The following is a 15,127-nucleotide window of genomic DNA, read 5'->3' as shown; positions in this document are numbered from 1 at the left end:
GGCAACGCAGCAGATGGCCGTGCCAGGGCGGCGAGCGGGGCAAACCCTGGCTGACGCGGCAGTAGCATCCGGCCTCATGGCCGATGACTTGACAGTCGACCTGCACGGGCAAGACCTGCGGTCCCTCGACGACTTTTGGGACGCGGTGACGGAACCATGCGGTTTGCCCGGTTGGTTCGGCCGCAACCTCGACGCGTGGTGGGACGCGGTCGAGACACGCGGAATCTCGCCGGTAATCGACGCACACCGGACGGTGGTCGTGCGGGCCCGCGCGGAGGGGCTATTCGGACCGGGCGTTACGGATGGCGAGCGACTTGTCCGCGTGTTCTCCGAGGCCACCCGTGCCCGTCTGGAATTGGCTGGCTAGCCTTACGTGTCCGTCCTGGTTCAGGGACGATTCCCGCACCTCGGACATTTATTGCACCCGATACATGTGAAGGGCTTCTCCCATGGGCATTCGGAGTCTGCTGCGGAATGCGTTCGGCCGGTCGAAATCGCGACGCGACGAACCGAGGGTGCCGGAGGCGCGGGGCGCGGAACGGGATGCGGCCACGACGGCCGCGGAGAAGCCCGCGGCGACCCCCTCGGTCCCGACCCAGACCGCCCCCGAATCCACGGTGCGGGATGTCCCCGCACAGGCCGCCCCCAAGCCGGAGGCTTCGACGCGGGAGGCTTCCGCGCAGGCCGCCCGGGAGCGGGAGGCCTCGGAGGCCGCCTCCCTCCTGGCCGCCTTCGACGCCGCGGCGGCGGCCGCGACGTCCACGGCCAAGCCGGCCAAGCCGGCCCTGACGGTGACGGACCCCGAGCCGTCTGCCGCTGAGGAGCCCACGGCCCCGGCGGCCGCGGCCGAGGCGGAGCCCAAGACCAAGCCCGAGGCCGAGCCCACGGAGAAGGCCACCTGCGAGATCACGGCTCCGGAGAAGCCGCCGGCGTCCGAGGCCACGGATGCTGTCTCCGAGCCGGACCCCACGGCTGAGCCCGCCGCTGCCGCAGCGGCCGAGCCGGAGCCCACGCCCGCCGAGGCGGCCGTCACCACGACGCCGGCCGACGCGTCGGCGACCTCGGCGCTCGACGCGTCGGCCGCAGCCGAGCCGGAGCCGGAAGAGCCGGCCGGTGTAAAGCCCGGCCCGGAGCCGGTCGCGGAAACCACGGCGGTCGCCCCGGAGAGCGAGGCCACTGCCGTGGAGCCGGCCTCGGACCCGCAGGGCGAGGGCGAGGACAAGGGTGCGGACGTCGCGCCGACCGTCGCGGCTGTCAGCGAGGAGTCCCCGGCCGAGGCCGGCGAAACGCCGACGGCGAAGCCGGTGGCCAAGACCGCGGCCGACCCCGGCGAGGAGACCCCTGCGGCCGTGAGCCAGGAGACCCCGGCCGAGACCGAGGACGCGCCCGCCGCCGCGGCGGCGCTCCAGGCAGCGCCCGTATCGGCGGCCGCCGAGCCCGCCGCGGGCGACCTCGGGCCCGCCATCTCGCCACAGAGGCTCGAGGACTCCGCCCCCGGTCTCGTCAGCCTCTGCAAGGCCGCCGGTGCGGCGCTGGAGAAGCAGGGGCTGGCCGGGCAGCGGGCCACCGTCTACCTCGTACTGGACCGGTCCGGCTCGATGCGCCGCTACTTCAAGGACGGCACCGTCCAGCACCTCGCCGAGCAGGCCCTCGGCCTCTCCGCGTACCTGGACGACAGCGGCACCGTCCCCGTCCTGTTCTTCTCCACCGACATCGACGGCACCGCCGACATCTCCCTCGACGACTACTCCGGCCGCATCGAGGCCCTGCACGCGGACCTCGGCCACATGGGCCGGACGAACTACCACCGGGCCGTCGAGGCCGTGGTCGAGCACTACAAGAAGTCCGGCTCCACCGGGCCCGCCTTCGTCATCTTCCAGACCGACGGCGCCCCCACCAGCAAGGCTGCCGCCGAGAAGGCCCTGTGCGAGTCGTCGAAGCTGCCGATCTTCTGGCAGTTCCTCGGCTTCGGCGACCCCGAGGCGAAGGGCTTCGACTTTCTGCGCAAGCTCGACGACATCTCCGTCCCCGAGAAGCGGGCCGTGGGCAATGCCGCGTTCTTCCACGCCGGCCTCGAGCCGCGCGAGGTCAGCCACGACGAGCTGTACGCACAGCTGATCGTCAAGTTCCCGGAGTGGCTTACCGAGGCCCGTAAGGCCGGCATTCTGCGCTGACGCGGGAGCGAATTCGGCACAACAGCCGGGGGTGCGGGAACCGGGCGGCGATGCCCCCCGCGCCCCCGGCCCTTATTGCGGCGAGGGTGCCTCGCCCGGCCCGATAGGATTTCGGGCATGGCGGCCATTGGATCCGAGAAGCAGGGGGCGAAGGCGTACTACGTCACGACCCCCATTTACTACGTCAACGACGCTCCTCACCTGGGCCACGCCTATACGACCGTCGCAGGCGACGTGCTCTCCCGCTGGCACCGCCAGCGCGGCGAGAAGGTGTGGTACCTCACCGGCACGGACGAGCACGGTCAGAAGATCATGCGCACTGCCGAGGCGAACGGCGTCAGCCCGCAGGAGTGGTGCGACAAGCTCGTGGAGGAGGCCTGGAAGCCCCTCTGGGAGCACCTGGAGATCGCCAACGACGACTTCATCCGCACCACGCAGCCCCGGCACACGGCCCGCGTCCAGGAGTTCGTCCAGGATCTGTACGACAAGGGTGAGATCTACCAGGGCGGGTACGAGGGCCCGTACTGCGTCGGGTGCGAGGAGTACAAGAGCCCCGGCGAGCTCCTCATCGGCGAGGACGGCGCCAAGCTCTGCCCGATCCACAAGAAGCCGGTGGAGATGCTGAAGGAGGAGAACTACTTCTTCAAGCTCTCCGAGTACGCGGAGAAGCTGCTCGACCACTACCGGCGGAACCCGGACTTCATCCAGCCGGAGTCGGCGCGCAACGAGGTCGTGAACTTCGTCAAGCGGGGCCTGCAGGACCTGTCGATCTCGCGCTCGACCTTCGACTGGGGCATCAAGGTCCCGTGGGACGACAAGCACGTCATCTATGTGTGGATCGACGCGCTGCTCAACTACGCCACCGCCGTCGGCTACGGCGCCGACCAGGAGCAGTTCGAGTCGACCTTCCCGGCGGATGTGCACCTCGTCGGTAAGGACATCCTCCGCTTCCACGCGGTGATCTGGCCGGCAATGCTGATGGCCAACGGGCTGCCGCTGCCCGGCAAGATCTTCGCGAACGGCTGGCTGATGGTCGGCGGCGAGAAGATGAGCAAGTCGAACCTGACAGGCATCTCGCCGCACCAGCTCACCGACCACTTCGGTGTGGACGCCTACCGCTGGTACTTCCTCCGCGCGATCAACTTCGGCCAGGACGGGTCGTTCTCCTGGGAGGACTTCTCCGCCCGCTACACCAGCGAGCTGGCCAACGACTTCGGCAACCTCGCCTCGCGCGTGGCGGCCATGGTCGGCAAGTACTTCGGCGGCACGCTGCCCGCGGCGACCGCGGCCGGCGAGGCCGAGCAGGCGATCGTCGACGGCCTGGCCAAGGCGGTCGCCGAAGCGGACGAGAAGATCGGCGATCACCTCGACTTCGCGGGCGGCATCGCGGCGATCTTCGACTTCATCAAGCAGGTCAACGGCTACCTGACCGAGCAGGAGCCGTGGAAGGTCGCCAAGGACTCCTCGGAGGAGGGCAAGGCCCGGCTGGCGACCATCCTCTACACCGCCGCGGAGTCGCTGCGCGCCGTCGCGGTGCTGCTCAACCCGGTGATGCCGGCGACCTGCCAGAAGCTGTGGGATTCGCTGGGCGCGGAGGCGCACCTGGGCCCCCTGGCCGACCAGCGCGTCCAGGAGGCCGGCACCTGGGGCCGGCTCCCCGCCGGAGCGACGGTCGCCAAGGGCGAGATCCTGTTCCCGCGCCTGGAAGAGCCGAAGCAGCAGTAACGACGACTGCTCCGAAGGGCCCCGGGACGGTGACCGTCCCGGGGCCCTCGTGCGTACGACAGCGCTACTTCGTCGGCTTGAAGTGCAGCGGCTTCGTTGGCTCCGCCTTGCGGATGCTCAGGTGGAGCTCCTGCAGCCGCGCCTCATCGACCTCGCTCGGCGCGCCCATCAGCAGATCCTGCGCGTTGCCGTTGAGCGGGAAGGCGATCGTCTCGCGGATGTTCGGCTCGTCGGCCAGCAGCATCACGATGCGGTCCACGCCCGGGGCGATACCACCGTGCGGCGGGGCGCCGAAGTGGAAGGCCCGGAGCATACCGCCGAACTCGCGCTCCACCTCTTCCCGCGAGTAGCCGGCGATCTCGAAGGCCTTGTACATGACCTCCGGCTCGTGGTTCCGGATGGCGCCCGAGGACAGCTCCACACCGTTGCACACGATGTCGTACTGCCAGGCCAGCACGTCCAGCGGGTCCTTGGTCTCCAGGGCCTCCAGGCCGCCCTGCGGCATGGAGAAGGGGTTGTGGGAGAACTCGATCTGCCCGGTGTCCTCGTTCTTCTCGAACATCGGGAAGTCGACGATCCAGGCGAAGCGGAAGACGTCCTCCTCGAAGTGGCCGGCGCGCTTGGCGGCCTCGACCCGGACCTCCGACATGATCTTGGAGACCTCGTCGAACTCGCCCGCGCCGAAGAAGACCGCCGTGCCGGGCTTGCCGTCCACCTCGGCGACCAGCTTCTCGACGTCCGCCTCGGTGAGGAACTTGGCGATCGGGCCGGTCAGGCTGCCGTCCTCGCCGATACGGACCCACGCCAGGCCCTTCGCACCCTTCTCGACCGCGAAGTCGCCCATCTGGTCAAAGAACTTCCGCGGCTGGCCGGCGGTGTCCGGCACCGGCAGGGCGCGTACGTGCTTGCCCGCGAACGCCTTGAAGTCGCTGTCGGCGAAGACGTGGCTGACGTCGACCAGTTCGAGCTTGGCGCGCAGGTCCGGCTTGTCCGTGCCGTAGCGCAGCATCGCCTCGCGGAACGGGATCCGCGGGAAGGGCGAGGTCACATGGCGGCCGCCGCCGAACTCCTCGAAGAGCTCGGTCATCACCTTCTCGATGACCTGGAAGACGTCCTCCTGCTCGACGAAGCTCATCTCGACGTCAAGCTGGTAGAACTCGCCGGGCGAGCGGTCGGCGCGGGCGTCCTCGTCACGGAAGCACGGCGCGATCTGGAAGTAGCGGTCGAAGCCCGCGATCATCAGCAGCTGCTTGAACTGCTGCGGGGCCTGCGGCAGCGCGTAGAACTTGCCCGGGTGCAGCCGGGACGGCACCAGGAAGTCGCGGGCGCCCTCGGGCGAGGTGGCGGACAGGATCGGGGTCGCCAGCTCGTTGAAGCCGAGCGCGGTCATCTTCTCGCGGATGGCGCGGATGACCGACGTGCGCAGCATGATGTTGCGGTGCATGCGCTCGCGGCGCAGGTCGAGGAAGCGGTACTCCAGGCGCCGCTCCTCGTTGACGTTGTCCTCGGGGAAGACGGTGAAGGGCAGCGGGTCGGCCGCACCCAGCACCTCCACGTCGTTGACCTCGACCTCGATCTCGCCGGTCGGCAGCTCGGGGTTGACATTGTCGGCACCGCGGGCGAGGACCGTGCCGTCGACGCGGACCACGGTCTCCTTGGGCAGGTGGGCCAGCTTCTCGTTGACCGGGCTGTCGGGACGGACGACGAGCTGGACCAGGCCGTAGTGGTCGCGAAGATCGATGAAGAGGATGCCGCCCAGGTTGCGCCGGTTGTGCAGCCAGCCGCTCAGCCGTACGTCTGTGCCGACGTCAGCGGCGCGGAGCTCGCCGCAGGTGTGGGACCGGTACCGATGCATCGTTCATCCAAGTCGTCTGGTCGGGGTGGCTGCCCTGGCGTACGGCCTGCACAGAGCGGTTCAGGCCGTATGCAAAGCCGTACGGAAAGGGTACCGGCACACCTCCAGCCCGCGGCCGGGCCACGAAGCCGGATGAACCCACATAATCTGGTGCAATGCGCACCGAGGACCTCCTCGCCGCGATCGCGACCGGACTCTGGCGCTGGGACAACGCCTCGCGGATGGTCACCCTGGACGCGGAGGCGGCCCGGCTGCTCGGCCTGCCCGCACAGCCCGCCGTCCTCCCCGAGTCCGCCGTGCGCTCCCGCTTCCACCCCGAGGACTGGGTGGAGGTCACCGGAATCGTGGCCCTGGCGGCCGCCGAGGGCACACTCGCCGAGGCCCGGATGCGGATCATCGGCGATGACGGCCGGGTCCTGCGGATCGTCCGCAGCCGGTCCCGGCCCGTCATCGACGGGGACGACTATCACCTGGTCGGCACCCTCCAGGAGGTCGCGGAGCCGCAGCCGGGCACCACCGCGGCCACGCCCAGCGGCATCACCGGCGACTGGCGCCGCGGCCGCGAGGCGTTCCTGCTGGACGCGGGCCGGGCGCTCGCCGAGGCCCGCTCAACCTCCGAGGTGCTGCGGGTCGCCGCGAATCTGTCCATGCCCGGCTTCTCCCCGGACGGCCTGGCGGTCTTCGGCGTCGAGTCCGGCTACCTCAAGGTCATCGGCCACCACGGCTACCAGGAGGGCGCCGAACGCCGGTTCCACATGCCGCTGGAGAGCGACTATCCGGCCGCCGAGGTGGTGCGCACCGGGCGGGCCATCTACCTCCCCTCACCGGAGGCGTACCAGCACCGCTTCCCCGCCACCTGGCCGCTCGCCGCCCGCTTCCACCGCAAGTCGTGGGCCTTCCTGCCGCTGATCGAGGGGGATCGCACCATCGGCGCGTGGATGGCCGCCTTCGGGCAGCGGGTGGCGTTCACCCCCGACGAGCGTTCGGTCCTCACCACCGTCGCCCGGATGCTCGGGCAGGCGCTGGCGCGGGCCCGCGTCCAGGAGTCCGAGCGGGCGCTGAGCCACGACCTGCAGCGCAGCATGATGCCGACCCTCCACCCGGACATCCCGGGGATGACGGTGGCCGCGCGCTACGTACCGACGGGCGGCGGGCTGCGGGTCGGCGGCGACTGGTACGACATGATCCCGCTGCCGTCCGGCCGGATAGCCCTGGTCATCGGAGATGTCCAGGGGCACGACGTACGTGCCGCGGGCCTGATGGGCCAGCTGCGGATCGCCCTGCGCTCGTACGCCGCCGAAGGCCACCACCCCGACGCGGTGCTCTCCCGCGCCTCCCGCTTCTTCGCCGCGCTGATCGAGCAGCAGGCGGCGGACCGCCAAGGCGAGCTGGATCCGCGGTTCGCCACCTGCCTCTACATCGAGGTCGACCCGGCTACCGGCACCCTCGAGGTCGCCAGGGCCGGCCACCCCGACATCGCCATTCGGATGAGCGACGGCACGATGCTGAAGCGGCCGACCGCGGGCGGGCTTCCGCTGGGCATCGCCCCGGACAGCGACTATCCGACCACTCGGCTCACCCTGGAACCCGGCGAGATGATGATGGTCTGCACGGACGGCCTGATCGAGACCGGCGGGCACGACCTGGAGACCGGCTGGCAGCGGCTGCGGACGATCATCGAGGACCACTCGGGCGAGCCGGTGGAGACGCTCGCCGACTCGCTGCTGCAGGCCGTCCTCGGACCGTCGTCGTACCAAACCCCCGGGCCGCTCGCCGACCGCCGCGAGGACGACATAGCCGTACTGCTGCTGAGCCGGAACGGTCCGGGCGGCGGCCTCCCGCCCGGCGGGGTGGCGGCGCCGCTGCGCCATACGGTGCTGACCATCGCGCAGGCCGAGTCCGAGCGACTGGCCGGGGTGCGGCAGCAGATACGGGAGCTGCTGCACGACTGGGCGGCCGATGAGCAGATCGACGCGGCCGTGGTGATGGTCAACGAGCTGATCACCAACGTTCTGGTGCACACGGACGGGGACGCGCTGCTGAACGCTCAGCTCTCCGGGGAGCACGGGAAACGGCGGCTGCGCGCGGAGGTCGCCGACGCCAGCGACGAGCAGCCGCACCTGCGGCACCCCGGTGAGCTGGCGTCCTCGGGACGCGGTCTGCTGCTGATGGAACTGCTCGCCGACGCATGGGGAGTCGCCCCCCAGGGCGAGGGCAAGTGCCTCTGGTTCGAGCTCTACGAGGGGGAGCCGGAGTCCGTCCCGTCCGGACGGCGCGGACCCGGCGGGGCGGCGTCGCCGGCATAGCCGCCACCGCCGCGGAGCTGGGAGACGATCCCGAACGCCGCCGCGGCCAGCGGTACGGCCATCAGCATCCCGAGAATCCCGGCGACGCTGGCGAGAGCAGCACGGGCGTGACGGCGGCCTTGAGCGTGGCGACCAGCCAGATGACGACGGCGGCGACACCGGAGACGAGCAGCACCACCGCGCACCAGGCCGCCGTGCGGCGGGCGCCGGTGGGGAGCAGGGGCGGTTCGTTCTGCACCGCCCCAGCCGACCATGCGCCCAGCGGCCCCGCCGCTGGGCGCATCCACCTGGCGCAACGACGCCTACCCCGGGTGTGCGGGGCCGGCGCCGCGGCCTCCCGTGCGTCAGTCCTTCGCCGGGACCGATCCGAGGCGTCCCGCCCGGAAGTCCTCAAACGCCTGCACCAGCTCGGCATGCGTGTTCATCACGAACGGCCCGTACTGCTTCATCGGCTCCCGGATCGGCAGCCCCCCGAGCAGCACCACCTCGAAGTTCGGGCTGCGCGACTCCTGCGTCGTGTCCGCCCGCACCGTCAGCGAGTCTCCGTGCCCGAAGACCACCGCCTGCGCCGTACGGAACGGCCGCCCCTCCACGCCCGCCGTGCCGCGCCCCGCGAGACCGTACGCCAGCGCGTTGAAGTCCGCCCGCCACGGGATCGTCAGCTCGGCACCCGGGTTCAGCGACACATGGAGCATGGTGATCGGCGTGTGCGTGGCACCCGGCCCCCGGTGGCCTTCGATATCGCCCGCGATGAGCCGCAGCAGCGCGCCGCCGTCCTGCGACGTCAGCAGCTTGACCTGGCCACCGCCGATGTCCTGGTACTTCGGCGGCATCATCTTGTCCTTGCGCGGCAGGTTCACCCACAGCTGCAGCCCGTGGAAGAGGCCGCCGCTGACGACGAGTTCCTCCGGCGGGGCTTCGATATGCAGCACTCCGGAGCCGGCAGTCATCCACTGGGTGTCACCACCGTTGATGACCCCGCCCCCGCCGTGCGAGTCCCGGTGCACAAAGGTCCCGTCGATCAGATACGTCACGGTCTCGAAGCCGCGGTGCGGATGCCAGGGGGTGCCCTTGGGCTCACCGGGCAGGTACTCCACCTCGCCCATCTGATCCATCATGATGAACGGGTCGAGGTAGGCGTAGTCGATACCGGCGAACGCCCGGCGCACCGGGAAGCCCTCGCCCTCGAGGCCGCTCGGAGCGGTGGTGACGGCTCGGACGGGACGGGGTACGGCGCCCTCGGCAAGCCGGCCGACGCGCGGCAGCTCCAGCAGATTTTCAACGGTCACTGCGGGCATGACGGCCTCCTCATGGTTGGTTTAACCATAAACAACCGAGGGAGGCCCGCGGGCATTCCCGCGCAGCGGAAGAGCCCTCACCGCCCGGGCGGTGAGGGCTCCGACAAGCCGGCGGCGGCTAGCGCTAGCCGCTAGCGCTAGCCGTACATCCGCTGCATCGCGAAGTCGACCATCTGCTCCACGGCCTTCGCGTCGAAGACCATCCGGTGCTCGCCCTCCATGTCCAGCACGAAGCCGTACCCCGTAGGCAGCAGATCCAGCACCTCGGATCCGGTGATCACGAAGTACTTGGACTCCTTGCCCGCGTAGCGCCTCAGCTCCTTGAGCGAGGTGAACATCGGGATCACGGGCTGCTGGGTGTTGTGCAGGGCCAGAAAGCCGGGCCCGTCACCGCGTGGACAGTAGACCTTCGAGGTCGAGAAGATCTGCTGGAAGTCCTCGGCGGACATCGAACCGGTGGTGAAGGCCCGCACCGCGTCGGCCAGCGAGGGCGGCGACGGCTCGGGGTAGAGCGGTTGGCCCCCGTAGCCGGCGGCACCGGGCGGGTGCGGCGGCGGATGCGGCGGCGCGGCGTACTGCTGCCCCGCACCCGGGTTCTGGTCGTAGCCGTACATGCCCCAAAGCGTAACGAGTCACAGTTGGGGCGTTCGGGGTTGCTTCTTATTACTCGCGGGTAGCATCATGCCATCACCGATTGGTACGCACTCAGAGGACCCACCTCTCCGAGCCTTACGGAGCCGTCGCCATGGGGCACTACAAGTCGAATCTCCGCGACATCGAGTTCAACCTCTTCGAGGTCCTCGGCCGCGACAAGCTGTACGGCACCGGCCCGTTCGCGGAGATGGACGCTGAGACCGCGAAGAGCATCCTGGGGGAGCTCGCCCGTCTCGCCGAGAACGAACTGGCCGAGTCCTTCGTCGACGCCGACCGCAACCCGCCCGTCTTCGACCCCGAGACCAACACGGCGCCGGTCCCGGAGACGTTCAAGAAGAGCTTCCAGGCCTTCATGGACTCCGAGTACTGGCGACTCGGCCTGCCCGAGGAGATCGGCGGCACCACCGCCCCGGCCACCCTCGTCTGGTCGTACGCGGAGCTGATCCTCGGTTCCAATCCGGCGATCTGGATGTACTCCTCCGGCCCGGCCTTCGCCGGCATCCTCTACAGCGAGGGCAACGAGGCGCAGAAGAAGATCGCGCAGATAGCGGTGGAGAAGCAGTGGGGCTCCACCATGGTGCTGACCGAGCCGGACGCGGGCTCGGACGTGGGCGCCGGCCGTACCAAGGCCATCCAGCAGGCGGACGGCTCCTGGCACATCGAGGGCGTGAAGCGCTTCATCACCTCCGGTGAGCACGACATGGCCGAGAACATCCTCCACTACGTGCTCGCCCGCCCCGAGGGCGCCGGCCCGGGCACCAAGGGCCTGTCCCTCTTCCTCGTGCCGAAGTACGAGTTCGACTGGGAGACCGGCGAGCTGGGCGAGCGCAACGGCGTCTACGCCACCAACGTCGAGCACAAGATGGGCCTCAAGGCGTCCAACACGTGCGAGATGACCTTCGGCGACAAGCACCCCGCCAAGGGCTGGCTGATCGGCGACAAGCACGACGGCATCCGCCAGATGTTCCGCATCATCGAGTTCGCCCGCATGATGGTCGGCACGAAGGCCATCGCCACCCTGTCGACCGGCTACCTCAACGCCCTGGAGTACGCCAAGGAGCGCGTGCAGGGCCCCGACCTGGCGAGCTTCACCGACAAGACCGCGCCGAAGGTCACCATCACCCACCACCCGGACGTGCGCCGCTCGCTGATGACGCAGAAGGCGTACGCGGAGGGCATGCGCGCCCTCGTTCTCTACACCGCTTCCGTCCAGGACGAGATCGCCGTCAAGGAGGCCGCGGGCGAGGACGTCAAGGAGCTGCACGCCCTCAACGACCTGCTCCTGCCGATCGTCAAGGGCTACGGCTCGGAGAAGTCTTACGAGCAGCTGGCCCAGTCGCTGCAGACCTTCGGCGGCTCCGGCTACCTGCAGGAGTACCCGATCGAGCAGTACATCCGGGACGCCAAGATCGACACCCTCTACGAGGGCACCACGGCCATCCAGGGCCAGGACTTCTTCTTCCGGAAGATCGTCCGTAACCAGGGCCAGGCCCTGACGGCGCTGTCCGAGGAGATCAAGAAGTTCCTGGCCGAGGCCACCGGCGGCGAGGAGCTGGCCGCGGCCCGCGACGCGCTGGCGAAGGCCGCCGTGGACCTCGAGGCGATCGTCGGCGCCATGCTGACCGACCTCGCGGCCACCGAGCAGGACGTGAAGTCGATCTACAAGGTCGGCCTCAACACCACCCGCGTGCTGCTGGCCTCCGGTGACGTCGTGGTCGGTTACCTGCTGCTCAAGGGCGCCGCTGTCGCCTCCGAGAAGCTGGCCGGCGCCTCCGCCAAGGACAAGCCCTTCTACGAGGGCAAGATCGCCGCGGCGAAGTTCTTCGCGCAGAACATCCTGCCGGGCGTGTCCGTCCAGCGCGGCATCGCCGAGTCCATCGACCAGTCGCTGATGGAGCTGGACGAGGCGGCGTTCTAGTCCACTTCGCCCCACAGGCACCTCATGTGCGAGGCCCCTGCCCGGCACAACCCGGGCAGGGGCCTCGCGTGTTTCCGCCGGCTGTCCGGCCGGTCCGGTACGAGGGCACGGTGGCCTACTGCGCGCTGACGTACCTCTCGCAATTCACGGGCGCGTCGCCGCCGCTGGTACGACCATCGCAGTCGTCGCTCTGCGCACCTCCGTCGAGGCGGTCCCTGCCCGGCCCGCCCCACAGCTTGTCGTCCCCGTTGTCGCCTCTGAGCCAGTCCCGCCCACCGACGGTGCCGTTCACCTTGGTGCGGGCGGAGTTGGTGTTGTCACCGAAGATGGTGTCGTTCCCGAGGTAGCCGAAGATCGTGTCGCTGCGGGCCTGGGAGACATGGTCCGAGGAGCTGTCACCGATGAGGGTGTCGTCGACGTTCCCGCCGAAGATCTGGTCGCCGCCCGCACCGATCGCCGTGCCGCCCTCGGCCGTGGCGTGGTCACCGACGGCGAGACGTCCGCCGTCCCCTCCGAAGAGAATGATGTCATCGCCGCCGTTCCCCCTCGCGGTCTTCGCCGCGGAACTGTCGCCCACGAGTTCGTCGAGGCCCGGGCCCGCGTTGAGGATGTCGTCGCCGGCGCCTGTGGCGTCGCCGGTGAGCGAGACGCTGTCTCCCGTCACCTTGTCATCGCCCGGTCCGGCCTCGATCCGGTCTCTGCCGCCACCGGAGGCGTTGCCTTTCGCGGCGAAGCTGTCGCCGGTGCCGTGATCGTTGCCGCGGCCGAGGATCAACAGGTCGTCACCCCCGCCGACAGCGTTGCCCTCGGGGCTGAAGACATCGCCGTACACCTTGTCGTCGCCGTCGTCGCCGTTGAGCAGATCGTCGCCAAGACCCCCGATGACGGTGTCGTTTCCGGCGTTTCCGCAGATGCGGTCGTTGCCGCCGCCGCCGTCAATGGTGTCGTCTCCCGAGGAGCCCATGATGACATCGTCACCAGAGGTCCCAACGATCTTTCCCGAGCCGGTGATGGTCGGCATCTGGCCGAAACAGGTGGGGTCGCCAGGTAGCGCGGCGACGGCGGGAACGGCGGGCGAGAGAAGCGCCACCGTGACCAGACCGGCCGTCAAAACCCTTCGGTACGCGGAGCAGGGGGAAGCCGAAGACATGCATAACCTCCAGATGGAGAAAGGCCACCCTGCTGGGCGGCGCTGTGGGGGGCAGGTCCGAAGGCCGGTGCGCCTGCGCCGAGAGCACGCGGAAACGCCTTACCGACGAACCATTTCGGAAGATATGCGGCGATCTCTCCGCTGGCGACCGGTACTCGCATTTGGGTGAGCACCGACCGCCGAGCGGCCGAGCAAGAGCACAGGAGACGATCTTGTAAGGCGTTTCGGACGATATGCAGTGATCTCATCGCAGGCGACCCGCACCTCGCTTTCGGGTGAGCACCCGCTGCCGCCCGCACGGCGCGGCCGTATGCCGCCCACGGTGCCCGGCCGGATCAAGGCCCGTATCTATGCTGGGCGCATGAACGCCCACGCCCGCTTCGACCGCGGCCACACCGACGACCTGATCACCTTCCTCGCCACTTCGCCGTCCCCGTACCACGCGGTGGCGAACACGGCCGAGCGGCTGGAGAAGGCCGGGTTCCGGCGGGTCGAGGAGACCGCGCGGTGGGACGGCTCAGCCGGCGGGAAGTACGTGCTGCGCGGCGGTGCGATCGTCGCCTGGTACGTGCCGGAGGGCGTGGGTCCGCAGACCCCCTTCCGCATCATCGGTGCGCACACCGACTCCCCCAACCTCCGGGTCAAGCCCATCCCGGACACCGGCGCCCACGGCTGGCGCCAGGTCGCCGTCGAAATCTACGGCGGGACGCTCCTGAACACCTGGCTCGACCGCGACCTGGGCCTGAGCGGACGGCTCACCCTGCGTGGGGGTACCTCCCAGGCCGGAGGCCCTGGGGGATCGCACCATCTCGTCTGCGTCGACCGCCCGCTGCTGCGCGTGCCGCAACTCGCCGTCCACCTCGACCGCAGCGTCAATGCCGAGGGCCTCAAGCTCGACAAGCAGCGGCATATGACACCGATCTGGGGGCTCGGGGAGGTCCAGGAGGGCGACCTCATCCGCTTCCTCGCGGACCAGGCGGGCGTGGCGGCGGACGACGTCGCCGGCTGGGACCTGATGGTGCACAGCGTCGAGCGGCCCGCCTACCTCGGCCGGGACCACGAACTGCTCGCCGCCCCGCGGCTGGACAACCTGCTGTCCGTCCACGCGGGTACGGCCGCCCTCGCCGCTGCCGCGGCCACGCCCGGGCTGTCCGCCATCCCCGTACTCGCCGCGTTCGACCACGAGGAGAACGGCAGCCAGTCCGACACCGGCGCCGACGGCCCGCTGCTCGGCAATGTCCTGGAGCGGTCGGTATTCGCCCGCGGCGGCGGCTACGAGGACAAGGCCCGCGCCTTCGCCGGCACCATCTGCCTGTCCTCCGACACCGGCCACGCCGTTCACCCCAACTACGCCGAACGCCATGAGCCCGGCCACCACCCGATGCCCAACGGCGGCCCGATCCTCAAGGTCAACGTCAACCAGCGCTACGCCACGGACGGCAGCGGGCGGGCGGTCTTTGCGAACGCCTGCGACCGGGCGGGCGTGCCATGGCAGTCCTTCGTCTCCAACAACTCCATGCCGTGCGGCACGACCATCGGCCCGATCACCGCCGCCCGGCACGGCATCGCGACCGTCGACATCGGCGTCGCGATTCTGTCCATGCACTCCGCACGCGAACTGTGCGGCGCCGAGGATCCGTACCTGCTCGCGAACGTCCTGACGGCGTTTCTGACCGACTGAACGCCGCGACGGCTCCGCCGATGTGCGCCGCCCCAACCACCGCCCAGGCATGGCCATTCCGGGCCCGGGTACGCGTACAGCGTCCAGCCCGGAACAGCCAAGTGATGTACGGAGGCGGACAACATGGGTATCGGCGGGTGCATTGCCCTGATCGCGGTGGGGGCCATCCTCACGTTCGCGACGGACTGGCACATGTCCGGGATCAACCTGGATCTCGCCGGATTGATCATGATTGCGGTTGGGTTGATCGGCCTCGCGACCTACGTGAGCATCCTCAAGCGGCGGCGGGTGCAGCCGCCACGGCCGGGCGCTCCGGTCGTCGAGGTCGAGGAGGACCACCGCATCCGCTAGAAGTTGCTGGGGGTT

General features: G+C 69.7%; 11 protein-coding genes and 1 pseudogene. 7 read left to right on the top strand and 5 right to left on the bottom strand.

From position 1 onward, the window contains the following. The 3 genes from ACY34J_RS01155 to metG all read left to right on the top strand — a co-directional run. A partial coding sequence (locus ACY34J_RS01155) for a barstar family protein (protein ID WP_462724361.1) occupies positions 1-367 on the top strand: 367 nt, incomplete at its 5' end. 82 nt (positions 368-449) lie between these two features. Next, entirely contained in the window at positions 450-2,174 is a 1,725-nt protein-coding gene (locus ACY34J_RS01150; protein WP_462724360.1) for a vWA domain-containing protein, read from the top strand. 117 nt (positions 2,175-2,291) lie between these two features. Beyond that, positions 2,292-3,899 carry a methionine--tRNA ligase gene (metG, locus tag ACY34J_RS01145; RefSeq protein ID WP_462724359.1) on the top strand — a complete coding sequence of 536 codons (1,608 nt, stop codon included), beginning with the start codon at positions 2,292-2,294 and terminating at the stop codon, positions 3,897-3,899. Between the two features lie 64 nt (positions 3,900-3,963). On the opposite strand, the gene aspS is transcribed toward metG, so the two are convergent. Beyond that, entirely contained in the window at positions 3,964-5,754 is a 1,791-nt protein-coding gene (gene aspS / locus ACY34J_RS01140) for an aspartate--tRNA ligase (protein WP_462724358.1), read from the bottom strand. A gap of 155 nt (positions 5,755-5,909) precedes the next feature. Here aspS and ACY34J_RS01135 point away from each other — a divergent pair, with 155 nt between their 5' ends. Continuing rightward, a complete protein-coding gene (locus tag ACY34J_RS01135) occupies positions 5,910-8,060 on the top strand; it encodes a SpoIIE family protein phosphatase (RefSeq protein ID WP_462724357.1) in 2,151 nt (716 codons plus the stop codon). A 91-nt stretch (positions 8,061-8,151) separates the two neighbouring features. On the opposite strand, the pseudogene ACY34J_RS01130 reads toward ACY34J_RS01135, so the two are convergent. The 3 genes and pseudogenes from ACY34J_RS01130 to ACY34J_RS01120 all read right to left on the bottom strand — a co-directional run. Continuing rightward, positions 8,152-8,343, bottom strand: a pseudogene (locus ACY34J_RS01130) (hypothetical protein); the annotation flags it as partial. A gap of 61 nt (positions 8,344-8,404) precedes the next feature. After that, positions 8,405-9,358, bottom strand: coding sequence for a pirin family protein (locus ACY34J_RS01125; RefSeq protein ID WP_462724356.1), 954 nt, complete (start codon positions 9,356-9,358; stop codon positions 8,405-8,407). Between the two features lie 137 nt (positions 9,359-9,495). Continuing rightward, positions 9,496-9,972 carry an SseB family protein gene (locus ACY34J_RS01120; protein WP_462724355.1) on the bottom strand — a complete coding sequence of 159 codons (477 nt, stop codon included), beginning with the start codon at positions 9,970-9,972 and terminating at the stop codon, positions 9,496-9,498. Between the two features lie 131 nt (positions 9,973-10,103). Here ACY34J_RS01120 and ACY34J_RS01115 point away from each other — a divergent pair, with 131 nt between their 5' ends. Further along, positions 10,104-11,930 (top strand): acyl-CoA dehydrogenase, encoded by a 1,827-nt coding sequence (locus ACY34J_RS01115; protein WP_462724354.1) that lies wholly within the window; start codon positions 10,104-10,106, stop codon positions 11,928-11,930. A gap of 115 nt (positions 11,931-12,045) precedes the next feature. Here ACY34J_RS01115 and ACY34J_RS01110 read toward each other — a convergent pair whose 3' ends face one another. Then, complete coding sequence (locus ACY34J_RS01110; protein ID WP_462724353.1) at positions 12,046-13,041, bottom strand: calcium-binding protein; 996 nt, start codon at positions 13,039-13,041, stop codon at positions 12,046-12,048. Between the two features lie 400 nt (positions 13,042-13,441). Here ACY34J_RS01110 and ACY34J_RS01105 point away from each other — a divergent pair, with 400 nt between their 5' ends. Beyond that, on the top strand, positions 13,442-14,761 hold the full coding sequence (locus tag ACY34J_RS01105; RefSeq protein ID WP_462724352.1) for a M18 family aminopeptidase: 1,320 nt from the start codon (positions 13,442-13,444) through the stop codon (positions 14,759-14,761). Positions 14,762-14,884: 123 nt separating this feature from the next. Then, complete coding sequence (locus tag ACY34J_RS01100) at positions 14,885-15,112, top strand: hypothetical protein (RefSeq protein ID WP_462724351.1); 228 nt, start codon at positions 14,885-14,887, stop codon at positions 15,110-15,112. Positions 15,113-15,127 lie beyond the last annotated feature (15 nt).

The organism is Streptomyces sp. HSS9-12 (assembly GCF_054963655.1).
This window is presented reverse-complemented; position numbering and strand designations above follow the sequence as displayed.